The 21,187-nt window shown below is 65.2% G+C and carries 18 protein-coding genes; 10 read left to right on the forward strand and 8 right to left on the reverse strand.

Going from position 1 to position 21,187, the window contains the following annotated elements; translation table 11 throughout:
* The first annotated feature begins 303 nt into the window (after nt 1–303).
* From AC0L3K_RS26910 to AC0L3K_RS26920, 3 genes are all read left to right on the forward strand, one after another.
* Nucleotides 304–3,768 (forward strand): ATP-binding protein, encoded by a 3,465-nt coding sequence (locus tag AC0L3K_RS26910; RefSeq protein ID WP_007600601.1) that lies wholly within the window; start codon nt 304–306, stop codon nt 3,766–3,768.
* 1 nt (nt 3,769) lies between these two features.
* Nucleotides 3,770–4,564, forward strand: coding sequence for a protein-L-isoaspartate O-methyltransferase family protein (locus tag AC0L3K_RS26915; RefSeq protein WP_473367203.1), 795 nt, complete (start codon nt 3,770–3,772; stop codon nt 4,562–4,564).
* A gap of 95 nt (nt 4,565–4,659) precedes the next feature.
* The gene (locus AC0L3K_RS26920; RefSeq protein WP_354128863.1) at nt 4,660–5,610 is read left to right on the forward strand and encodes a DUF6492 family protein; all 951 of its coding nucleotides are present in this window, start codon (nt 4,660–4,662) and stop codon (nt 5,608–5,610) included.
* 12 nt (nt 5,611–5,622) lie between these two features.
* On the opposite strand, the gene AC0L3K_RS26925 is transcribed toward AC0L3K_RS26920, so the two are convergent.
* Nucleotides 5,623–6,690: an endo-1,4-beta-xylanase gene (locus tag AC0L3K_RS26925; protein WP_473367204.1), complete on the reverse strand. Its 1,068-nt coding sequence runs from the start codon at nt 6,688–6,690 to the stop codon at nt 5,623–5,625.
* Nucleotides 6,691–6,996: 306 nt separating this feature from the next.
* Between AC0L3K_RS26925 and AC0L3K_RS26930 the strand changes: the two genes are divergently transcribed.
* The 3 genes from AC0L3K_RS26930 (at nt 6,997) to AC0L3K_RS26940 (ending at nt 11,468) form a co-directional block, all read left to right on the forward strand.
* Nucleotides 6,997–8,433, forward strand: a complete 1,437-nt coding sequence (locus AC0L3K_RS26930) for a lipopolysaccharide biosynthesis protein (RefSeq protein WP_473367205.1) — start codon at nt 6,997–6,999, stop codon at nt 8,431–8,433.
* A 167-nt stretch (nt 8,434–8,600) separates the two neighbouring features.
* A complete protein-coding gene (locus AC0L3K_RS26935; RefSeq protein WP_473367206.1) occupies nt 8,601–9,650 on the forward strand; it encodes a fatty acid desaturase in 1,050 nt (349 codons plus the stop codon).
* A gap of 261 nt (nt 9,651–9,911) precedes the next feature.
* Entirely contained in the window at nt 9,912–11,468 is a 1,557-nt protein-coding gene (locus tag AC0L3K_RS26940; RefSeq protein ID WP_473367207.1) for a L,D-transpeptidase family protein, read from the forward strand.
* A 25-nt stretch (nt 11,469–11,493) separates the two neighbouring features.
* Here AC0L3K_RS26940 and AC0L3K_RS26945 read toward each other — a convergent pair whose 3' ends face one another.
* The 3 genes from AC0L3K_RS26945 to AC0L3K_RS26955 form a co-directional block, all read right to left on the reverse strand.
* Nucleotides 11,494–12,306: a class I SAM-dependent methyltransferase gene (locus AC0L3K_RS26945; RefSeq protein ID WP_473367208.1), complete on the reverse strand. Its 813-nt coding sequence runs from the start codon at nt 12,304–12,306 to the stop codon at nt 11,494–11,496.
* A gap of 112 nt (nt 12,307–12,418) precedes the next feature.
* Entirely contained in the window at nt 12,419–12,955 is a 537-nt protein-coding gene (locus AC0L3K_RS26950) for a VOC family protein (RefSeq protein WP_219685325.1), read from the reverse strand.
* Nucleotides 12,956–12,980: 25 nt separating this feature from the next.
* Nucleotides 12,981–13,970 carry a Bug family tripartite tricarboxylate transporter substrate binding protein gene (locus AC0L3K_RS26955; RefSeq protein WP_007600616.1) on the reverse strand — a complete coding sequence of 330 codons (990 nt, stop codon included), beginning with the start codon at nt 13,968–13,970 and terminating at the stop codon, nt 12,981–12,983.
* Nucleotides 13,971–14,059: 89 nt separating this feature from the next.
* On the opposite strand from AC0L3K_RS26955, the gene AC0L3K_RS26960 reads away from it, so the two are divergent.
* The 3 genes from AC0L3K_RS26960 to AC0L3K_RS26970 are packed head-to-tail and all read left to right on the forward strand — an operon-like array spanning nt 14,060 to nt 16,146.
* On the forward strand, nt 14,060–14,761 hold the full coding sequence (locus tag AC0L3K_RS26960) for a TetR/AcrR family transcriptional regulator (protein ID WP_354201041.1): 702 nt from the start codon (nt 14,060–14,062) through the stop codon (nt 14,759–14,761).
* Nucleotides 14,739–15,299 carry a carboxymuconolactone decarboxylase family protein gene (locus AC0L3K_RS26965; protein ID WP_219685323.1) on the forward strand — a complete coding sequence of 187 codons (561 nt, stop codon included), beginning with the start codon at nt 14,739–14,741 and terminating at the stop codon, nt 15,297–15,299. The genes AC0L3K_RS26960 and AC0L3K_RS26965 overlap by 23 nt, the downstream gene beginning before the upstream one ends.
* Before the next feature lies 1 nt (nt 15,300).
* Entirely contained in the window at nt 15,301–16,146 is an 846-nt protein-coding gene (locus AC0L3K_RS26970) for an SDR family NAD(P)-dependent oxidoreductase (RefSeq protein ID WP_354128865.1), read from the forward strand.
* Between the two features lie 15 nt (nt 16,147–16,161).
* Here the strand turns inward: AC0L3K_RS26970 and AC0L3K_RS26975 are convergent, their stop codons facing one another.
* From AC0L3K_RS26975 to AC0L3K_RS26990, 4 genes are read right to left on the reverse strand one after another with little or no spacing between them, the layout of a single operon-like run.
* Nucleotides 16,162–16,671, reverse strand: coding sequence for a DoxX family protein (locus tag AC0L3K_RS26975; protein WP_473253802.1), 510 nt, complete (start codon nt 16,669–16,671; stop codon nt 16,162–16,164).
* Entirely contained in the window at nt 16,671–17,450 is a 780-nt protein-coding gene (locus AC0L3K_RS26980) for an HvfC/BufC N-terminal domain-containing protein (protein ID WP_473367209.1), read from the reverse strand. The genes AC0L3K_RS26975 and AC0L3K_RS26980 overlap by 1 nt, the downstream gene beginning before the upstream one ends.
* The gene (gene bufB / locus AC0L3K_RS26985; RefSeq protein WP_473367210.1) at nt 17,440–18,354 is read right to left on the reverse strand and encodes an MNIO family bufferin maturase; all 915 of its coding nucleotides are present in this window, start codon (nt 18,352–18,354) and stop codon (nt 17,440–17,442) included. Before bufB ends, AC0L3K_RS26980 begins: the two co-directional genes overlap by 11 nt.
* Before the next feature lie 46 nt (nt 18,355–18,400).
* Nucleotides 18,401–18,706 (reverse strand): BufA1 family periplasmic bufferin-type metallophore, encoded by a 306-nt coding sequence (locus tag AC0L3K_RS26990; RefSeq protein ID WP_007600627.1) that lies wholly within the window; start codon nt 18,704–18,706, stop codon nt 18,401–18,403.
* A 319-nt stretch (nt 18,707–19,025) separates the two neighbouring features.
* On the opposite strand from AC0L3K_RS26990, the gene AC0L3K_RS26995 reads away from it, so the two are divergent.
* Entirely contained in the window at nt 19,026–21,116 is a 2,091-nt protein-coding gene (locus tag AC0L3K_RS26995; protein WP_473367211.1) for an adenylate/guanylate cyclase domain-containing protein, read from the forward strand.
* Nucleotides 21,117–21,187: the final 71 nt, after the last annotated feature.

The following is a 21,187-nucleotide window of genomic DNA, read 5'->3' on the forward strand; positions in this document are numbered from 1 at the left end:
CCGCCGATGTGGCGCCCCGGCGGGCGGGGGGCGAGGCGGGGGGGGGCCGCCGGCGTCTTGCGGGCATGGAAATCGAGAAGACCGCCGATATCCGCGAATATCTCCGTTTCGGCCGTCGTGCCGGCCAATTCCTGCGGCGCTGGGCGTGTGGCGTCCGACAATTCCGTTCCCTTTTGATCCGATTGGGCTATTCTTCCAAGAAGTTAGGGAACGCGTCCAGTCTGAGGTGAAGTTTTGGCCCCAAAATCTGTGGTTGCGGGGCCCTAAGCCCTTCGACGGAGTGATTGGTCGGGCGGAATCACCATGCTGGAGAATGAGCCGGGCACGGGAGCGGAAGGCGGGCTGAAGCGCTGGCTCGAGGGTATCGGTCTTAGCCACTATACCGATCTCTTCGCGCAGCACCGTCTCGATCTCGACGTCATGGGAGACCTGACCGAATCCGATCTCGTCGAGCTTGGATTGCCGCTCGGCGATCGGAAGCGGCTCCAGCGAGCCATGACCGCGTTGTTCCGGGCCGAAACCGCTGAAAAGCCCGACGCGACGGCGCGCCCGCAAGTCCGGACGGAGGTCGGCGCCGAGCGGCGTCAGCTCACCACCATGTTCTGCGACATGGTGGATTCCACCTCGCTTTCGGTGCAGTTCGATCCGGAAGACGTGCGCGACATGATCGCGAGCTTCCGCGAAACCTGTGTCCGCGTGGTGAAGCATTACGAAGGTTTTGCCGCCCGCTTCGTCGGGGACGGTATTTTGGTCTATTTCGGCTATCCGACCGCACATGAGGACGACGCCGAGCGCGCCGTGCGAGCGGGGCTGGAAATCGTCCGGGTGCTGTCGACCGCCCGCGCGATCGAGCCACGTGGTGCGCTCAGCCACTCACCCGCCGTCCGCATCGGCATCGCGACCGGTCTCGTCGTGGTTGGGGACCTCGTCGGACAGGGCACCGAAGAGCGCGACTCCGCGGTCGGAGAAACCGTCAATCTCGCCGCGCGGCTGCAAAGTCTGGCGCCGCCCAACGGCGTGGTGATTTCCACGTCGACCCAGTCGCTGCTGAAGGGGAAGTTCGACTACCGCGATCTCGGCGTCCACGCGCTGAAGGGCATCTCGGAGAAGGCCCAGGCTTGGCACGTGATGCGCGCCTCGCGGGTGGAGACCCGCTTCGCCGCCGCGATGGGCACGCGGCTGACCCCGCTCGTCAACCGCGAGGAGGAGATTGCGCTGCTGATGGGGCGCTGGCAGCAGGCCAAGGAGGGCGAGGGCCAGGTCGTGGTCAAGTTCGGCGAGCCCGGCATCGGCAAGTCGCGCATCATCCAGGAAATCTTCGAACGGATCGCCGGTGACCGCCATGGACAGGTCTCGTTCCAGTGCTCGCCCTATTACACCTCCACGGCGTTCTATCCGTTCGCCGAGCAGCTCAAATACTCTCTCGGTCTCGATCGCGAGGATGCGTCCGTGCAGTCGCTGGCGAGCCTGGAGACCGCGATCGCTGCCGCTCATGGCGACATCGAGCAGGTTGCGCCGCTGCTTGCCGCGCTGTTGTCCATTCCGACCGGTGACCGCTATCCGCCGCTGGAGCTGTCGCCGCAGCAGCAAAAGGATGCGACCGTCGCGGCGCTGGTCAATCATTTCCTCGGCCTTGCGCGCGAGCAGCCGCTGGTGATCGCATTCGAGGATCTGCACTGGATCGACCCGACGTCCCGTGAGGTGATCGATCTCCTGGTCGACCGGGCACAGAACCGGGCAATCCTGGTCATCATCACCGCGCGCACCGAATTCCAGCCGAGCTGGAACGCCCATTCGCATATCACGACCCTGGTGCTGAGCCGGTTGAGCCGGCAGTTGCGCGCGACGCTGGTCGAGCGCGTGGCGGGACGCGAGCTTCCCAAGGAAGTCATCGAGGAGATCATCGTCAAGACCGACGGCGTGCCGCTGTTCCTGGAGGAGCTGACCAAGACGGTTCTCGAATCCAACCTCCTGACCGAACGGCACGGGCGCTACGTGCTGTCGGGCCCGTGGCGGCAGCTTGCGATCCCGGCGACGCTGACGGACTCGCTGATGGCGCGGCTGGACCGGATGGGGCCGTTCAAGCGGATCGCGCAGATCGGCGCCACTATCGGCCGCGAATTCTCCTACGAGACCCTGCACGCGGTCGCCAACACGCCCGCCGAACAGATCGAGGCCGCGCTCAATCATCTGGAGGAGGCCGGGCTGATCATGCGCCGCGGCCATCCGCCCGACGCGCTCTACTCCTTCAAGCACGTGATGATCCAGAACGCCGCACATGCGAGCCTGCTGCACAGCGAGCGGCGCAAGCTGCATTCCCGGATCGCCCAGGTGCTCGCCGAGATGTATCCCGAGAAGACCGAGCGCGAACCGGAACTGCTCGCCCATCATATGACCGAATCCGGCCAGAGCGAGAGCGCCGCCAGCTTCTGGCTCAAGGCCGGCAAGCAGGCGGCCAAGAGTGGCGCCAATCTGGAGGCGATCGGGCATCTGGGCCGCGGCCTCAGCGTCGTGCAGGCCAATGCGCGCATGCAGGGCGCCGACGAGATGGAGCTCGAGCTGCGCATCGCGCTCGGCAACGCGCTGATCGCCGCCAAGGGCTATGCCGTGCAGGAGGTCGAGGAGAACTACGTTCGCGCCCTCGAACTCGGCCAGCAGCTCGACGACGACGAAAAGGCCTTCGCCGCCACGCGCGGGCTCTGGGTCTGTCATTTCATCCGCGCCGATCTGACCCGCGCGCACGATCTCAGCGTCGAGCTGTTGAAGTTCGCCAAGCGCGAGCGGCTGAACGAGGGGACACAGCCGGCGCAGCAGACCGGCTATCTGATCGAGGCGCATCGCTCGATCGCGATGACCATGCTCTATCGCGGGCGCTTTGCCGCGTCCCAGCATCATCTGCACCGCTGCATCGACCTCTACAGCCCCGACCTGCACTCCGATCTGATGGAGCGGCACGGCACCGATCCCGGCGTCGTCTCGCTGTCCTATCTCGGCTATCTGCTGTGGTTCCTCGGCCGGCCCGACGCGGCGCGCCAGCACAGCGAGCAGGCGATCGCGAACGCCGAGAAGATCCGCCACCCCTTCACGCTCGCCTTCGCGCTCGTGTTCGGCGCCTATCTCTGCCAGCATTTGCGCGATGTCGAGGGCACGCGCGACCACGCCAACCGTGCCATGATCATCGCCACCGAGCACAACTTCCTGCACTGGAAGCAGCAGGCGGCGATCCTGCGCGGCTGGGCGCTGGCGCAGCTCGGCGAGGCCGACGAAGGCCTCAGCCAGATGCGGTTCGGCCTCGACGAATACGAAGCGATGGATTCCTGGCTCGCCGGCTGCTGGTTTCGCTGCCTGCTTGCGGAGGCCTACGCCAAGGTCGGGATGCGCGATGCCGCCTTGCGCGCGCTGGACGGTGCGCTCGCGACCGCAAGACGGACCGGCGACCACTCCTACCTCGCCGAAGTCTACCGCCTGCAAGGCGAGATCACCCTGTCGGACGGGAATCCGGCCTCGGTGCAGGAGGCCGAGGACCTGTTCAACCTGTCGCTGGAGATCGCGCGCAAACAGGGCGCGCTGTCCTGGGAGCTTCGCACGGCCGTCAGCCTCGCGCGCCTGTCGCACGAAGGCGGCAAGCGCGAGCACGCTCGTCTCCTGCTCGTACCGATCCTCGGCAAGTTCAGCGAGGGCTTCTCCACGCCGGACCTGAAACAGGCGATGCAACTGATCGACGAGCTCGGCGCGGGCGCGCTTGTTCGTGAACAGGCCGATCCCTGAGATGAGCGATCTTGCCGCCGCGCGTGCGCGTTACGTGGAGCTGATCGCAAGGCGCGAGCGGATCTCTTCAACGCGCCTGCTCGAAGCCCTCGGCACTGTTCCGCGCGAAAAGTTTCTGGCGAAGGGACCGTGGCGCATCAAGAGCGAGGCGGCGCGCAACTATCGGTTGACGCCGGATGCCGATCCCGTTCATCTCCAGGACAATGTGCTGGTCGCGATCGATGCGCGCCGCAAGCTCGACACCGGACTGCCGAGCCTGTGGGCGCACTTCATCGATTTGCTCGACGTCGGCGAAAAAGACCGTGTGGTCCAGATCGGCTGCGGGCTCGGCTATTTCTCGGCCGTGCTGTCGAAGATCGTCGGCCCGAAGGGCAGGGTGCAGGCAATCGAATGCGACGAGCGGCTTGCGGCGCGGGCCGCGACCTATCTCGGCGCCTATCGCAACGTCGCGGTCGTCCATGGCGACGGATGCGAGGACATCCGCGAGCCCGCGGACGTGATCATCGTTCATGCCGGCTTCTCGCAGCCGCATCCGCTGTGGCTTCGGTCGCTTCGTCCGCGCGGCCGGCTTCTTGTACCCCTGACCCAGCGGGACCGCGAAGGCGCCGCGCTCAAGATCACCCGCAAGGGCAAGGGGTTCGAAGCCGAGGCGGTGCAGCAGATCCGGATCTTCCCCGGTCAGGGTCGAGGCGTGACCGCGCTCGACGACCGCGTCGCCGACTGGTGGCAGCGCGCCTCCGCACTGGCGACGCTGCGTTTTCGCGGCATCGAGCAGGGGCTGCCGTCGGATGGCTAATGCTTCGTTTCATTTTACCTTGATTGCGAATGTAAGTATTCAACACGCCTCGGCGCCGCTATGACTGCGGCCTGATCGCCATACGAGCGCGCGCCATGCATTCCGTTGCCCTGCTGACCGCCAGCTACGCCAAGGATATCGAGCGCTTTTCGCTGCTCAGCGAAAGCATCGACACCTGGTTGACGGGCTACACGCGGCATTATGTTCTCGTTAACGATGAGGATCTGCCGCTGTTCGCGCGGTTCGCTTCCGACAAGCGCGTCATCGTTCCGGCCTCGCGCTATTTGCCGAAATGGCTGTGGGCGCTGCCGCCGGCTCTGCAGTTCATCAGCAAACGGCGCGTCTGGCTGTCGCTGCTGTCGTCACCTGTTCATGGCTGGCACATTCAGCAGATTCTCAAGATCGCCGGCGTCCTCAACGCGCCGGAGCAGCGCGTCTGCATCCTGGATTCGGACAATCTGTTCTTCCGCGAATTCGACGTCGGCCAGTATGCCGGCGCCGAGAAGACGCCGCTGTTCGTCACGCGCAACGGGATCGACGCCGCCCACCCCTTGCATGTCCTGTGGCTCCGCACCGTCGATCAGCTCCTTGGCATCAAGGACCGGTCCTTCCCTGCGGACGACTATGTCGGCAACGCGCTGGTCTGGGACAAGGACACCGCGCGTGCGATGACTGAGGCGATCAAGTCGGCGACGGGACTGAACTGGGTTCTGGCACTGTGCCGGAAGAAGAAGTTCTCGGAATATCTCATGTACGGCCATTTCGTCGCGAACGCGCCCGCGCATCTGGCCGCCCATCGGGTCACCGAAGACAGCATCGCGGTCTCGCATTGGGACGACACGCGCCTCGACCGCCCGGCCATCGAAGCGATGATGCGCGCCGCTTCGCCCGACCAGGTGGCGCTGTGCATCCAGTCCTATTCGTCGACCTCGATCGACGACATCCGCGACGTGTTCCGTCTCAGCTCGCGCGACCGTCGCGGTCCGAGCCTGTCTCCGGAGGACATGGGGGACGAGGTTCAGTTCGAGGCTCCGAAGACGCGCTGAGACCCGGCGCCTTCACGCGTCTCTCGTGAACTTGCTGATCACGTTCATGAACGGCTTCGGCTTGAACTCGCCGTCGAGCGGCAAAGGACGGTTCGGCTGCTTGTCCGCCCGCGCAAATGTGCCGTTGATCCAGCTATAGCGGTCCGAGAGGCCCCAGGTCAGGATCGAGTGCACCGGTCCGCTGGTCGAGATCGCGGTCAGGAGGTCATTAACGCGCTTGGCTACGATGGCATCGCGCTCCGCCGGCGTCCCCGTCAGCTTCTGATCGTCGACGTCGAGCTCGGTGACATACACCTCAAGGCCCCATGCGCGCAGCTCGGTGACGAATTCCGCGAGCCCATGGGTGTCGATCTCGAGCTCGGCATGCAGATGCGATTGCAGTCCCACGGCGTGCAACGGCACGCCCTGGTCGAGCAGGTCCATGATGAGATGGCGGTAGGCCGCGCGCTTCGCAATGAACGTGTCCTTTGCCGACTCGATGTCGTATTCGTTGATCGCGAGCTTGACCAAGGGATCGGCCGCGGCCGCCGTGCGGAACGCCAGCGGAATCCAGCGATTGCCCAGATGCTGCGTCCAGAACGACTCGCGGCGGTCTTTCGGGCTGCGTGGATTGTCCGGGATCGGCTCGTTGACGACATCCCACGATGTCAGCTTGTCCTTGTAATAGGAGACGACGGTGCCGATGTGGTCGACATAGGCGCGCTCGACGCCCTTGGCATCCTTGATCTGCTTGGTCCAGTCGGGAATGTCGTGATACCAGGCGAGCGCGTGGCCGCGCATCGTCAGGTCGTTCTGTCGGGCGAAATCCAGGATCGCGTCGGCGCGTTCGAACGCAAAGGTGTGCGCGTCGGGACGCAGCATCGGCCATTTCAGCTCGAGCACCGGAACCACCTGCGTGCAATAGGTGCTGATGGCTTCGCCGAGCCTGGGATCGGCTTGCAGATCCCAGAGCGTGGCCGCGGCACCAAATCCCTGACGGCGCTGGGCGAGTTTCGACGCCGGCGCTGCGGACGCCGATGCGGCCGCCGTGAGCGCTGCGGCGCTGCCGAGGAGAAATTCGCGTCTGTCGAGCCTGGTCACGGCATTCCTTATCGGAGCCAACGCGCCATCGTACCAAGCGACGCCTTGCAACGCCGGGGTTTTCCCTCCTTGGGTTAACTTTGCCATCTCCGAATGACGGTTCCTTTCAGTGGTCGTGCCCCCCACCAGGGAAGGGCAAATTTAACGCTAACCCGCGAAAGCGGCCTCAAAGCCGCATTCGCCGCCCGATCTCCAGACTTATGTGACATTCTTGAGAGATGCTGCGGCGCATTTCGTTCGCCCCGCCATGGTCCAATTGATGAACGGCCGTCACACTCGCAATAACGTTGCCGGTCCCGTGCTCGCATGCTGAACCGCCATTTCTCGATTTATCTCGTCGCCTACATCCTGCCTGCGGCGGTGGGCTTCTTCGCCGTCACGGCCTACACCCGGCTGCTGACGCCGGCGGAGTACGGCGTCTATGTCGTCGGCATCAGCCTGGCCGGCATTGTGGGCGCGATCTTCTTCGCCTGGATCAAGCTGTCGGTGTCGCGCTATCAGGCGATGTCGGCCGAGGTGGATTTTCGAGGCACTGCAATGGTCGCCTTCGCGCTCACCGTTGCCGTCCTCTGCGCCACCACGCCGCTGGTCTTCCTGTTCCGCAGCGATCTCAGCGTTGGGCTGCTGCTTGCCAGCATGTTCGTCGCGATCATGGCGAATGCCGTCGATGTCGGCCAGGAGTTCGAGCGCGCCAAACTGCGCCCTTACAGATTCGCGGCGATCTCGATCGTGCGCAGCGTATCGAGCGTCGGTTTCGGCCTGCTCGGCATCTGGTTCGGCTGGGGTGGACTGGGACTGCTCGCCGCATTCGGGCTGGGTTCGCTCGCCGGGATCATCCTGAACCTAGTCGGTGACCGCACCCGGATCGCGCGCTTTCAGCGCAGCCAGTTCGTGCAGCTCGCGCGCTACGGCCTGCCGCTGACGCTGGCCGGATTGTCGGTTGCGGTCTACTCGGCCTGCGACCGCCTCATCGTGGCTTATTTGCTCGGCAAGGACGCCGCCGGCATTTTCGGCGTCGCCGCGGATCTGCCGCGACAGTTCATGGTCATGATCGCCTCCAGCGTCGCCGCGGCGACCGTGCCACTGGTGTTCCGGTCATTGTCGGACAAAAACATCGAGACGACGCGGCAGCGGCTGACCGAGAGCCTCGAACTTCTGCTTGTCGTGGTCGCGCCCGTCGCCGTCTGGCTTGCGCTTGCGGCCGACCAGGTCGCCGGCACGCTCGTCGGCGTCGACTTCCGCGCCGGGGTCTCGACATTGCTGCCGACCCTGGTGCTCGCGCGCTTGTTCGGCATCGCCAATCAATTCTACGTGCAGATCAGCTTCCAGCTCGCCGAGCGACCGTTCATGCTGGCGGCGCAGTCGTTCCTGACGCTGGTCGTCAGCGTGGCATTGATGTTCGTGCTGGTGGCCGGCCATGGCCTCTACGGCGCGGCGTTGGCGACGCTTGCGACCGAAGCGATCGGCTTCCTCGTTGCCGTCGTCCTGATGCATCGCGCCCATCCCGTCCCGTTCGACCTCCACCGCCTCGCCGGCCTTGCCGTCTCCGCCGCGGCGATGGCGGCTGCGATCCTCGTGGCACAATCCCAGGTCAACGGCATCGGCCTCGTCCCGCTCATTGTCGTGAGCCTCGCCGGCGGGCTCGCTTATGCCGCCGCCGGCTGGTTGCTGAACGTCGCAAACGTCCGGACGATGTCGCTGCGTTTCCTGCGAACCTTCAACCGCAAGGCGCTGGGCGTTTAAGCCGCAATATCTGACGAGGCTCGGCCTCACCGTCTGAAGCTCTGAAAGCGCCGCTTGGCTTGGCGATGGCTCGGTTCCGACCGGAAGCGCTCCAGGCGGAGGGCGTTTTTGTTGCGTCCATGGCCATAACCGTGCTTCTTGGGCCGCATGTCGGGAGCAGAGCAGATATGAGCCAAGGAATACCGGAAATCCGCGCATCGGCGCAGTTGCTTGCCCGCTATCGCGAGCCCGACAATGCGCGGGGTATCCTCGAACTGGCGATTACGGCGATACCGTTCGTCGTCATCTGGGCTCTGATCTGGGCCGCTCTTGACCAGGGTTATTGGTTTGCCCTCCTGCTGGAGGTGCCTGCGGCGGGTTTGCTGGTCCGCCTCTTCATGATCCAGCACGATTGCGGACACGGCTCTTTCTTCCGCGGCCGCCTTGCGAACGATTGGGTCGGCCGTGCCCTCGGCGTGATGACACTGACGCCATACGGCTACTGGCGGCGCAACCATGCAGGCCATCATGCGAACTCCGGCAATCTCGATCAAAGGGGCTTAGGCGACATCGACACGTTGACCACGCGGGAATTTCTCGGGCGGTCGCGATGGCGTCGGACGCTATATCGTTTGTATCGACATCCCCTGGTGATGTTTGGCGTCGGTCCCTCGTATTTGTTCATCTTGAAGCACCGATTGCCGGTCGGGATGATGGGTCGCGGCTGGAAACCTTGGCTGAGCACGATGGGCACGAACATCGCCCTCGCGGTTCTCGTCGTCACGATGATCCAGCTGGTCGGCTATGGGCCGTTCCTGCTCGTGCATCTGCCGATCATTGTTCTGGCGGCGTCGATCGGCGTCTGGCTGTTCTACGTCCAGCACCAGTTCGAGCACACGCATTGGGCCCACGACGAGACCTGGAATTTTCACGACGCTGCGCTGCACGGCAGCTCTCACTATCAATTGCCGGGCGTCCTGCGATGGTTCACGGCAAATATCGGCGTCCACCACATCCATCATTTGTCCAGTCGAATTCCCTACTATCGCTTGCAGGACGTGTTGCGCGACAATCCGCAGTTCGCTGGTGTCGGGCGGATTACGCTGCTCCAGAGTTTGCGGACCGTGCGGCTGACCTTGTGGGACGAGGAGCGGCAGCGGCTCGTCTCCTTTGGAGAGGCGGCCTTGTTCGGCAAGGCAGCCTTGTTTGAAAAGGCAGCCTTGACTCCAGTAGCTTAGCTACGCTGCGCCGGCGCGGCCGCCGAATGGCGTGAATCCGCGCGTGCGGTCGCCCAAGCCCCGGACATTCTGCCGCAGCGATAGACCGCCAGCTTCGGCCGCGCGCCGCCCTTCCGCCTGCGTCAACCGTCGTATATGAGATTTATCGCAGGAACGTGCCGAATGTCGCCACAGACGGAACGTAAGGCGGCTGCAATTTCTTAATTCAAAGATCGCAATCTGATCAATGACCGGCGGACTGGCATTTCGACCGAGGATGGCATGAGAAACCTGATGACAACGGCGCAATCTACCGTGGCGATGCGGCGTTGGGGGCCTCCCGGAATTGTGACCTTGGCGGCGATGCTCGCCTTTGCGGCTGTGGCCCCGGCCAATGCGGCCAAGCAGGCGCGTCAGCCGGTCGAGGCGGTGGCGCCGCGCGAGGCCGGCGAGCCGATCATGGCGATCGTGTCGATCAAAAGCCAGCAGGTCACCTTCTACGACGCCGAGGGCTGGATTTTCCGCGCGCCGGTGTCCACCGGCACCACGGGACGCGAGACGCCGGCCGGCGTCTTCGCCATCGTCGAGAAGGACAAGGACCACCACTCGACCATGTATGACGACGCCTGGATGCCGAACATGCAGCGCATCACCTGGAACGGGATCGCGCTGCATGGCGGGCCGCTGCCCGGCTACGCCGCTTCGCATGGCTGCGTGCGGATGCCGTTCGGCTTCGCGGAGGGTCTGTTCGACAAGACCAACATCGGGATGCGGGTGATCATCTCGCCGAACGACGCGGCGCCGATCGACATCGTTCATCCCGCATTGTTCATGCCGAAGCGGGACGCCATTGCGGCGGCGCCGGGCCGGATCGGCAGGCTCTCCGGCGAGGCCGAGGAGGCGACAAGGGCGGCCGACGAGGCCAAGAAGGCCGCGACTTTGGCCGCGAAAGAGGCGGCATCGCTGCCGGCTTCGCTGCGCAAGCTGGAACAGCAGAAGACCCGCGCTGACGCCGAGCTCGCCTTCGCCGACAAGCAGCTCGCGGCGGCCAAGACCGATCAAGCCCGCGCCAAGGCCGAGGAGCTGAAGCAGAAGGCCGCCATCAAGGCCGCCGACGCGGCGACGCAGCTCGATGCCGCCAAGGCCGCCGCACAGCCGAAGCGCGATGCGGTCGCGGCCACGAAAGAGGCGGCCAAGGCGGCAGCAGCCAGGAAGGCCGACGCCGTGAAGGCTGCGACCGACGCAAAGCTCGCGCTTGAGCCGGTCTCGGTCTACATCAGCCGCGCGACGCAGAAGCTTTATGTGCGGCGGAACACGCACAAGCCGGCACCGGACGGCGGCGGCGAGGTGTTCGACACCAGCATCGAGGTTCCCGTCGCGATCCGCAATCCGGATCAGCCGCTCGGAACGCATATCTTCACGGCGATGGCGAAGAACGACACGGGCTTGCGCTGGAGCGTGGTCACGATCGACGACGGCGACAACGCCAGGAACGCGCTCGATCGCATCACCATCCCGCAGGAGGTGCTCGATCGCATTGCGCCGACCGCGTTGCCGCGCTCCTCGATCATCATCTCGGACGAGCCGCTGAGCAGCGAGACCAACTACCGCACCGAGTTCGTCGCGGTGCTGAGCAACCAGCCCCAGGGCGGTTTCATTACGCGCAAGCCGACCGCGCCTCCGATGGCCATGGCGAGCGACGACGGCTGGGACAATGGCGGCAACGGTTTCGGCTTCTTCTTCCAGCGCGATCCGAATCCGCAGCCGGTCAATCCGCGCCGGCGCGGCCAGTATCAATATTATCAGCCGGCACAGCCGATGCAGCGGGGCTTCTGGTAGGAGGCGGGCAGATCGAAGCCCGCCACTATCGCCGCGCCTCGATCACGATAGCCTGGATCTTGCCCTCGATCGGTCCGGACCCATGGCGCGTCCGGATCGCCTCGGCAACGATGTCGGTCGCAGCCTGAAGCTTGCTGGCATCGCGTGCCTCGATCTCACTGCGCAGCGGCGTACCCTGGCAGAGCGCGATCGCGACGTGCTCGGGTGATGGCGCGCGGCTTATTTCAGGTCGCGTTTCGATCGATATGTCACGGAAGCCTGCGCGTTCGAGGTCGGTTCTGATGACGGCCTTGTCGTGATAGCCGTGCGGCGTCCGGGCCATGAAACGGGGCGGGTCGTCGGGAAACAGCTTTTCGAGCGCGACCGTGGCTTCATGCGTCAGCACATTGTCTTCGATGCGATCCCAGACGTTGAACACGAACGTGCCATTGCCGTTGAGGACGCGCTTCACTTCCCCGTAGGCCTTGACGCGGTCCGGAAAGAACATGGCGCCGAACTGGCAGCACACCACGTCGAATTCGGCGTCGTCGAAGGGCAGGGCCGATCCGTCGGCCTGACGCCACGAGATGCGATCGTCATCCGCCTGGCGCTGCGCCGCGACGGCGAGCATCGGCTCGTTGAGGTCGGTCGCGACATAACGGACGCCGCGCGGCAGCGCCGCCGCGACCGCGCGCGTCACGGCGCCGGTGCCCGCCGCGATCTCGAGCAGCACGGAGGGAGACCGGGCCGCGACACGTCTTGCGATGTCCTCGGCGTAGACGGCGAAGATCAGCGGGACCAGATATTCGTCGTAGAGTTTCGGGATCGAGCCGGCGAAAACCTTGTCAGTGTTGGACATGCTTGCCTCGCTGAAGGTTCGGACACGAAGCTCACGTTACCATAGATTTCTACCGCGCCAGCAGCGCGGTGAATTCCGGCCGATTGCTGCATCGCCTTGCCGGCCGCCGGCGTCATCGGCTCCCGCCGACCTCGCGGATCGGCCGCGTGCCGTCCCAGCTCAAAGCCGCCTGCCGGACCTTCTCGAAGAACGGCCCCTTGGTGCCGCTGATGTCGGAGATCTCGATCACGGTGCCCGGATGGGCCTGGGTGTCGAAATAGGCAAAGCGCCCCTTGTCGCCGCCGATCTGGCCCTCATGGCCGATCCTGTAGCCGAGCCCGAGCGCCCTGTCGTAGAGCGCCTGGTAGTCGTGGCTCCAGTAGGACATGTGCTGGAGGCCTTCGTGGCCGGACTCGAGGAATTCCCTGTACAGCGAGGGCGCGTCGTTGCGCTGCTGGATCAGCTCGATCTGGAGGTCGCCGGAATTGGCCAGCGCGATGCTCATCTCGACCGCGGAGTTTTCGCCGCGATGGCGAAACCAGTCGGTCTTGACGCGGTCCATGTAGTACCAGGGACCGACGCCCATCACCTCGATCCAGTGCTTCATCGCGGCGTGGATGTCCCGCACCACATATCCGTTCTGGCGCACCGCGCCGAAGATGCGGCTCATGCCAGCGCTCCTCTTGTCAGCTTGATCACTTGACCTCGATGCCCGCGTCCTTGGCAACCTGCTTCCAGGCCGCGATGTCGCGGGCGTTGATGTCACGCTGCTCGTCGCCGGGTACGAATTGCGGCGTGATGCCGAGCCCCAGCAGCTTCTCCTTGACCTCGGCATCGGCGAGCGCGTCCTTCAATGCCGCCGACAGCTTTCTTGCGATCGGTTCGGCAAGGCCCGCAGGCGCATACATCGCCCAGGACAGGCTGCGGTCGAACGGCACGCCCTGTTCCTTGTAGCTTGCGACATCCGGCAGGCTCGGCGAGCGTTCGCCGCAGGCGGCCAGCGCCTTGATCGAGCCGTCCTTCACCAGCGGAGTCGCGGTCGCCATGTCGAGTGTCGCCAGCGAGATGTGGCCGCCGAGCAAATCGCCGGCCAATTTGGCGATGCCGTTGAACGGCACGTGGTCCATCTTGATTCCGGTCTGCTGCATCAGGATTTCCGCGCAGAATTGTCCGGTCGAGCCGACGCCCCAGCTTCCGTACTGGATCGGCTCGCCCTTCCTGGCCAACGCGATCAGGCCCTTGATGTCGTCGGCCGCAAAATCCTTGGTCGCCACCAGCATGATCGAGGACGTGCCGATGCGCCCGATCGTGGTGAAATCCTTGATCGAATCGTAGGGCAGTTTCGGATAGATCGCCGGCGCCAGCACATGCGTGGTCATGCCGCCGACGGTGATAGTGTAGCCGTCATTCGCCGACGCCGCGACCATCTGGGTGCCGAGCGTGCCGGCGGCCCCGGTGTGGTTCTCGATATAGACGCTCTGTCCGAGCGTCTTGCCCATCCTGTCGCCGAGCAGCCGCCCGATCACGTCGCCGCCGCCACCGGCCGCATAAGGCAGCAGCATCCTGATCTTGTGGGTGGGATAGGCGGCCGGATCCTCGGCGCGCGCAGGCAGCATTGCCGAGGACGTTACGACCAATGACAATGTTGCGGCGCGCAGCAGACGAAAATGGACGAAGCGCGCCATGACCTGGTCTCCCCAGATTGCTCTCCGCTTCTTTTGAGAGCGGAGTTGAAGCGGTTGACTAGCGAACGATCGTTCGTTAGTCAAGCCGAATGGCTGTTCACACCACCAGCGCGGCGGAAGCGGCTGCGCCCACGACCCGCGCGCGCATCCTCGCCGAGGCGCTCGATCTGTTCGCGCAGAGCGGCTATGGCGGCGCCTCGATGCGCGAGCTCGCGCGTCGCGTCGGCATTCGCGAGAGCAGCCTCTACAATCACTTCGCCGGCAAGGCCGCGATCCTCGAGGCGATCGTCAGCGAGCACGGTCCGGCCAGCTCGGCGAGTCGGCTGGAAGAACCGCGCTACAAGCAGCTCGCGCGCCAGCCCGCCGCGTTCTGCCGCCAGTTTGCATTAGATCTGGTCGAGCAATGGTCGGACCCGCGCGAGCACCAGTTCCAGAAAGTCATCACCGCCGAGCGCAATCGCGTGCCCGGCATCCGCGCCAAATTCGCCGATCATTTCTATGCGCGCGAGCAGAGCATGATGACGGATTATTTCCGCGGTTTTGCGCTCGCCGGTCTGGTCTCGACGCCGGATCCGCGCGAGACCGCGCGGTTGTTCGCGGCCGGGCTGATCTACATCCGTCTTGAGCATTACGTGATGGGCGCGGCACCGTCGCCGCGGCCAAAGGTGATCGAGGCGATCGACCGCTATCTCGCCTTCTTCCTGTCGCTGATCGCGGCGGATCGCGGGACAAACGACAACAAGAAACGAAAAGCCAAGGGAGAGAATCGTGGCAAGGCTGCCCCTGATTGATCCGGAGACGACCAGCGGCGACATCCGCGCCTCGTTCGACCGCATGCCGGTCAAGCTGAATATTTTCCGCATGATGGCGCACGCCGAAGCCAACATGATCCCGGCGATGCGGCTGGGCAATTCGATCCTGCACAAACAGAAGCTCAGTGCGGTCAATCGCGAGCTCCTGATCCTCCAGGCAGCCCAGCTCGAAGGCGGCGCCTATGAATGGCGCCAGCACGTGCCGATCGCGCTTGGCGTCGGCTGCACGCAAGCACAGATCGACGCGGTCGAGCGCGCCGACTACGATGCCGCCGGCTTGAGCGAGGCCGAGCGCGCGCTGCTGAAATTCGGCCGCGAAGTGGTCGAGAACGTCCGCGTTCCCGAGGCGATCTTCGCCGCCATGCGCGAGCATTTCAGCGACCAGGAGATCGTCGAATCCATCGTCGCGCTCGGCTTCTACATGATGATGGCGCGCGTCACCGAGGCGACCGAAACGGATCTCGATCCCGCGGCCGGCATGGCGGTCTATGACGGCGGCAAGAAGCCGGGCGCCTGAGATGACGGATACCGATAGCAAGCGGGACCGCTACGTCCGCCCGCCGAGTGCGGAATCGCTGGGCGAAGCGCTGGGCAGGGGGCGCCTTAAGGGGCGCCGCATCCTGATCGTCGGCGGTGGCCAGCGCGTGTTCGACGCCGCCACCGATCCGATCGGCAACGGCCGCGCCATGAGCATTCTTTGCGCTCGCGAGGGCGCCAAGGTCGCGGTCGCCGATCGCAACCGCACCTCGGCCGAGCACACCGTCAAGCGCATCACCGACGAAGGCGGCGAAGCCTTTGCGATTGCCGCCGACGTCACCTCGGAGGCCGAAATCGTGCGCATGATCGAGGAGGCGCATCGCGCCATGGGCGGGCTCGACGGCATGGTGCTCAACATCGGCACCTTCGGCAAGGTCGGGCTCGATGCCGTCAGCCCCGAGGAGTGGAATGCGATCTACGACGTCAACGTTCGCGGGCCCATGCTGTGCTGCCGCGCGGGCCTGCCGAAATTCGACGACGGCGGATCGATCGTCTTCATCTCCTCGATCGCCGCGCTGAAGGCCGGCTCGCAGATGGCGGTGTATGATTCCTCGAAAGCCGCGCTCGGCGGCCTGATGCGCAACATCGCCCATCTCGGATCGCGCCGCGGCATTCGCGCCAACTTGGTCTATCCCGGCCTCGTCGACACGCCGAACGGCCGCGAAGCCGGCGCCGGCCGCCCCTCGCGCGGCAAGGGCCAAATCCCGTTCGGCCGCCAGGCTACCGCCTGGGAGATCGCCTATGCCGTGCTGTTCTTCCTCTCGGACGAGAGCGTCTACGTCACCGCGCAGGCGCTCGCGGTCGATAGCGGGCTGAGCGGGATGTGAGAGGGCGCCTCGCGCCTATGGCTCGGGCGAGCGCGCTCGGCAGATCAGGTGGTCCAGCGAGACCCGGCCCGGCCCGTAGGCCATGATGCCAAGCGCCATCGACGCCCAGGTGATGTGGATGGGCCAGCCGTCCGGCACGGTCAGCTCGACGATGACGGTCATGAACAGCAGTCCGAGCGCCGCAAACCGCGTGCCGAAGCCTAGCAGGAGGAGGATCGGAAACATGATCTCTCCGCATCCGGAGAGGAACGCCATCACCGTCGGCGCCGGATAGTGAAAGGGCCCGCCCGGCAGATGCAGCATGAACTCGTCGCTGAACAACGTCACCGCGGTGTCGTTGAGCCTGAGGAAGCCTGCCCATTTGAGCATGCCGGAACGCCAGAACGGCACCGCCAGCGCGACGCGGAGCACGAGCTGAACGAGCGACGGCGACGCGATGGTCTGCACGAGATGATTGGCCTTGTCGACGAGGAGCCCGAGCGCGGGCAGGCCGCCGCCCGCCTGCATGCGTTGATCCGTGATCATCAGACGTCTCCGAAAGTGATTGAGGTGAAGGCGCCCGCCTGGATCAGGCCGGTGACGTTCGAAGCGAGGTCGAACTCGGCCGCCGCGTCCAGTGCGCGTGCAGCGGCCTCGCCGAGCGGCCGACCAGACATCAGGCTGCTCGCGAATGCGGCACCGCCGGGCGGAAGATGCCGGACCTCGACATCGAATTCGGCGCGCGTGACCAACGCGTCCTCCGGTGTCGCAGCGTCGATGCGCCCGACCGGCGACGTATCGCGGTTGGCGGAAAATATCGTCACCGCCGCGAATTGCGACCGCACGATTCCCGCCGCCGGGTGCGGTATGAGAACGAGATCGCCGAGCCGCTCCGGTGCAACCGCGGCAAGCTGCGCCGGCGACAGCGGTGCTGCGTCGGCGGCGTGATAGGCATCGAGCCAGGCCCGCTCGATGCGTGCGACATCTGCGAGCCATGGCATCATCTGCGCATGTTCATATTGCGCGATGAAGACGGGGAAGTCGCGGCCGTAGTCGAACAGCAGCGGTGAGATCGGCGGCGTCTGGCGAACATGGAAGCGCGCCATGGCACGGAAGAAGTCGGTGCCGGTGATGCGCTGCACCGCCGGATAGATCGCGGCGAGCGCGTCGATCAGGCTGACCGTGACATTGTTGCGGTAGACATCGTAGCGCTTGCCGGGGGCCTTGCCGTTCGGACCGGCCACGATCTCAGGCGCAGGGCGCACCGGGTCGAGCAGCGCCGGTGCAAAGGCTGCGGCAAAGCAAAGGTCAGGCTCAGGCGGCATGACGATCTCCCGTCAGCCCGACCGGGCGGTAACGATCGAGGATCGCCTGCGCAGCTGCGGCTTCCGCTTGCAGGACCGGCCAATCCGGGATCTTGCTGTCCCACTCGATCAGCGTCGGCACCGGAGCGCGGCGCTGGATGACGATCTCGTACAGCTTCCACACGGCGTCCGCGACCGGGCCGTCATGGCTGTCGATCAGCAGCAGGTCGCCTTCGTCGTCGGCCTGCTCGGCATGGCCGGCGAGATGAATCTCTCCGACGCGGGACAGCGGAAAGTCCGCGAGGCAGTCGAGCGCCGAGAACCCGTGATTGGTTGCTGATACGAAGACATTGTTGATATCGAGCAGCAGTCCGCAGCCGGTGCGTTCGGCAACAGTGCGGATGAAATCGGTCTCGCTCATGGACGATTCGCGAAAAGCGACATAGGTCGACGGGTTTTCCAGCAGTAGCGGACGACGGATCGCGTCCTGCACCTGATCGATGTGATCGCAGACATTTCGGAGCGTCGCCGCGGTATAGGGCAGTGGCAACAGATCGTTGAAGAAGCTGGTCTCATGCGTCGACCAGGCGAGATGCTCGGATACCAGCGCGGGCTGGTAACGCGCCACCAGTCCGCGAAAGCGGGCCAGATGCGCCTTGTCGAGCGGCTGCGGTCTGCCGATCGACATGCACACGCCATGCAGCGAGACGGGATGGTCGCGGCGGATCGCTTCCAGTGCGCGATGCGGCGGTCCGCCTGCGCCCATATAGTTCTCGGCGTGGACCTCGAAGAAGCCGCGCTGCGGTTTCGTGCTCAGGATCGCCTGAAGGTGTTCGGGCTTGAAGCTCGTCCCGGCGACGCCGCCGAGGGACGCGGAATAGCGGAGGGGCACCGCAGACATGTCAGGCGCGATTGCCGTCGTCATGGTTTCTCTCCGCTCTTCCCTGTTGTGGTGGTCGCGACGCAGCGCGTCAGACCGGCTTGAGCGAGCCCTTCTTGCCGCCCGGCAGCTCGATGCTGGTGCAGGTGCCGCCCTGGACGAATTTCCAGGCATTGCCCTGGAAGTCGGCGGTCGAGGTGCCCTGGCAAGTCGTGCCTGGTCCGGCCGCGCAATCGTTCTGGCCCTTGAGGGCGACGCCGAAGCATTTTTCCTTCTTGGCGGCGACGGCCGCGTCGCCCTCGGCCTTGGTCAGCGGAGCAGCAGTGGCCAGAGTCGCCAGTGCGGTCGACATGGCGCCGGCGAGAACGAGCGTGGTCACGGCAAGTTTGGCAGACATTGAAGTTTCTCCTGTTCGAGATGGCATCGCCTGGCAGGCGAAGAGCGCCTTGTTCGGTTCGCCCCGCACCCGGCTCGCGTTACCAATCAAGTAGGTCACGAGTTCGTGAGGCGGTTAGATGGGCGCACGGGCTGTGCGCTTGGATCGGATTAGCGGGTGACTGGCCGGTCAATCCAATGCCTAGTCTCTATCGAGACCTTAGCCGGAGAGCATTGGCGGCGGGGCGCGATGGCTGCCACAGGTAACGAATGCATACGCGCTGCGTAGAGCGGTAACAGTAGGTGGCCAGTCGCCGCTTTGCCGGAGAACGGAAACAGCGATGAATGTTGATCCCGGACGGCACCTGCGCGCGATCGCGAAGCTGACGGTCAGCATTCGGCTCGCCGTCTCGGCGCTGGTCCTGACCGCGATCCTTTTGACCGCGGCTCTCTCCAGCCTGTTGTGGTGGCGCACGGCCGAGGCGGCGAGCCGGCAGCTCGCATCGACCATCAACGAGCAAATCGTGGCCGCTGTCCGCAAGGAGGTCGCCGCGATCGTGGACGAGGCGCGTGCCGCGCACACTGCCATTCGGACACTGTTCCTGCAGAACGTGCTCGACACCCGCGACGCCGACAAGCGCGAATTCGTGTTCCTGTCGCAACTGCAATCGCAGGCGACGATCTCCTGGGTCGCCTTCGGCTGGCCCGACGGCTCCTTCTTCGCCGCGCACAAGCTCGGCGACCGCCGCCTCGAAATGATGGAGATCTCGCTGACCGATCATGCCGGCCAGCGCCGCATCGACGAATACGATGTGGTGCCCGGCGACATCGAATTCGCCAATCGCCGTTTCGAGCCGACCGATTTTCGGGTCGCCGATCGCACCTGGTTCAAGACCGGGCTGGCGGCCGGGGAGCCGGAGTGGTTCAAGGTCATGGACCATCCGACCGGCGAGCGGCCGTCGATTGCCTTTGCCGGACCTATCGACGTGTACCAGGAGCGGCAAGGCGTGCTCGCGGTCATCATCGAATACACCAGGCTCGCACGCTTCCTGTCGCAGCTCGAGGTCGGGCGCACCGGAACGGCTTTCATCATCGACGGCAGTGGTGAGCTGATCGCGGCGCCCGACAAGGATGCCGACGAGCTGCACGTTGCGAAGGGCGATACGACGCTGCTACCGCTGGCGCGGATGGCGCTCGTGAAGGCGGGCGAGGATGGTCGCAAGGAAGCCTGGCGAAGCCGGCTGACGTCGGCTGGTGCGGCTTACGAGGTCGCCCTCACGCCGCTGCCGTTTCCCGGCTGGTCGCTGGCGACCGTGATCCCCGAGGCCGAGTTTCTCGGTCCGGTCGAGACGACATTGCGCCGCCTGATCCTCGGCCTTGCCATCGGCGCCGTGCTCGCAGCGCTGGCCTCGGCGATGCTGGCGCGTTCCGTCATCGCCGCGCCGCTGTCGCGTGTCGTCGGCGAGCTCCGTCATGTCGAAGCCTTCGCGCTGGAGCAGGTCCGCCGCCATCCGTCGCGGCTGAAGGAGATCGCGAGCCTGTCGGGCGCGATCGCCGAGATGGCGGCCGGCCTGTCGGCGTTTCGCAAGTTCATCCCGGCCGATCTGGTCCGCTCGCTGTTGCGCCAGGGCGTCGAGGCAAGACCCGGTGGCAGCATGCAGGAGCTCAGCGTGATGTTCGTCGACATCGCCGGCTTCACCGGGCTGTCCGAGCGGCTCGGCGATCGCGTGGTGCCGTTGCTGTCGCGCTATCTCGACCTCGCCTCCGAGGCCGTTGTCGCGAATGGCGGCACCATCGACAAGTTCATCGGCGACGCCGTCATGGCGTTCTGGGGCGCGCCGCAGCCGCAGGCCGACCACGCGCTGCGCTGCTGCCGCGCGGCGCTCGGCTGTTGCAGGGCAATCTCGGCGTCGGGCCTTGCCGACGATCTCGGCCAGCCGCTCCAGATCCGGATCGGGATCAACTCCGGCCGCATGCTGGTCGGCAATATCGGCTCGGAACTGCGCTTGAACTACACCGTGATCGGGGATGCCGTGAACGTCGCAAGCCGCCTCGAGGGCGCCAACAAATCCTACGGCACGCAAATCCTCATTGGCGAAGCGACCGAACGTCTCGCACGCGGCGCCATCGTCACGCGCGAGATCGACAGCATCGCCGTGTATGGACGCGAGGAGGGGTTTGCGGTCTACGAGTTGGTCGGACTCGTCGGAGAGGACGGCGGCGAGACGCAAGATTGGATCGTCCGCTATGAACAGGGCCTCGCCAACTACCGCGCGCGCCGGTTTGCCGCCGCGCTCGCCGATTTCGAAGCCGTGCTGAACATGCGCGGCCCGGATCGTCCGGCTGAACTGATGCGCGACCGCTGTCGGCAGTTGGTTGAGAGCGCGCCTGATGTTGCGTGGCGCCCGGTCGCGGCACTGACGACGAAGTAGTCGCGAAAGATTGGCGCGCTGACGGAAGTGAGCTGGCGACGATCCTGTCTGCATGATACGCAACTGACACC

Source organism: Bradyrhizobium sp. MI1.10 (assembly GCF_055811035.1).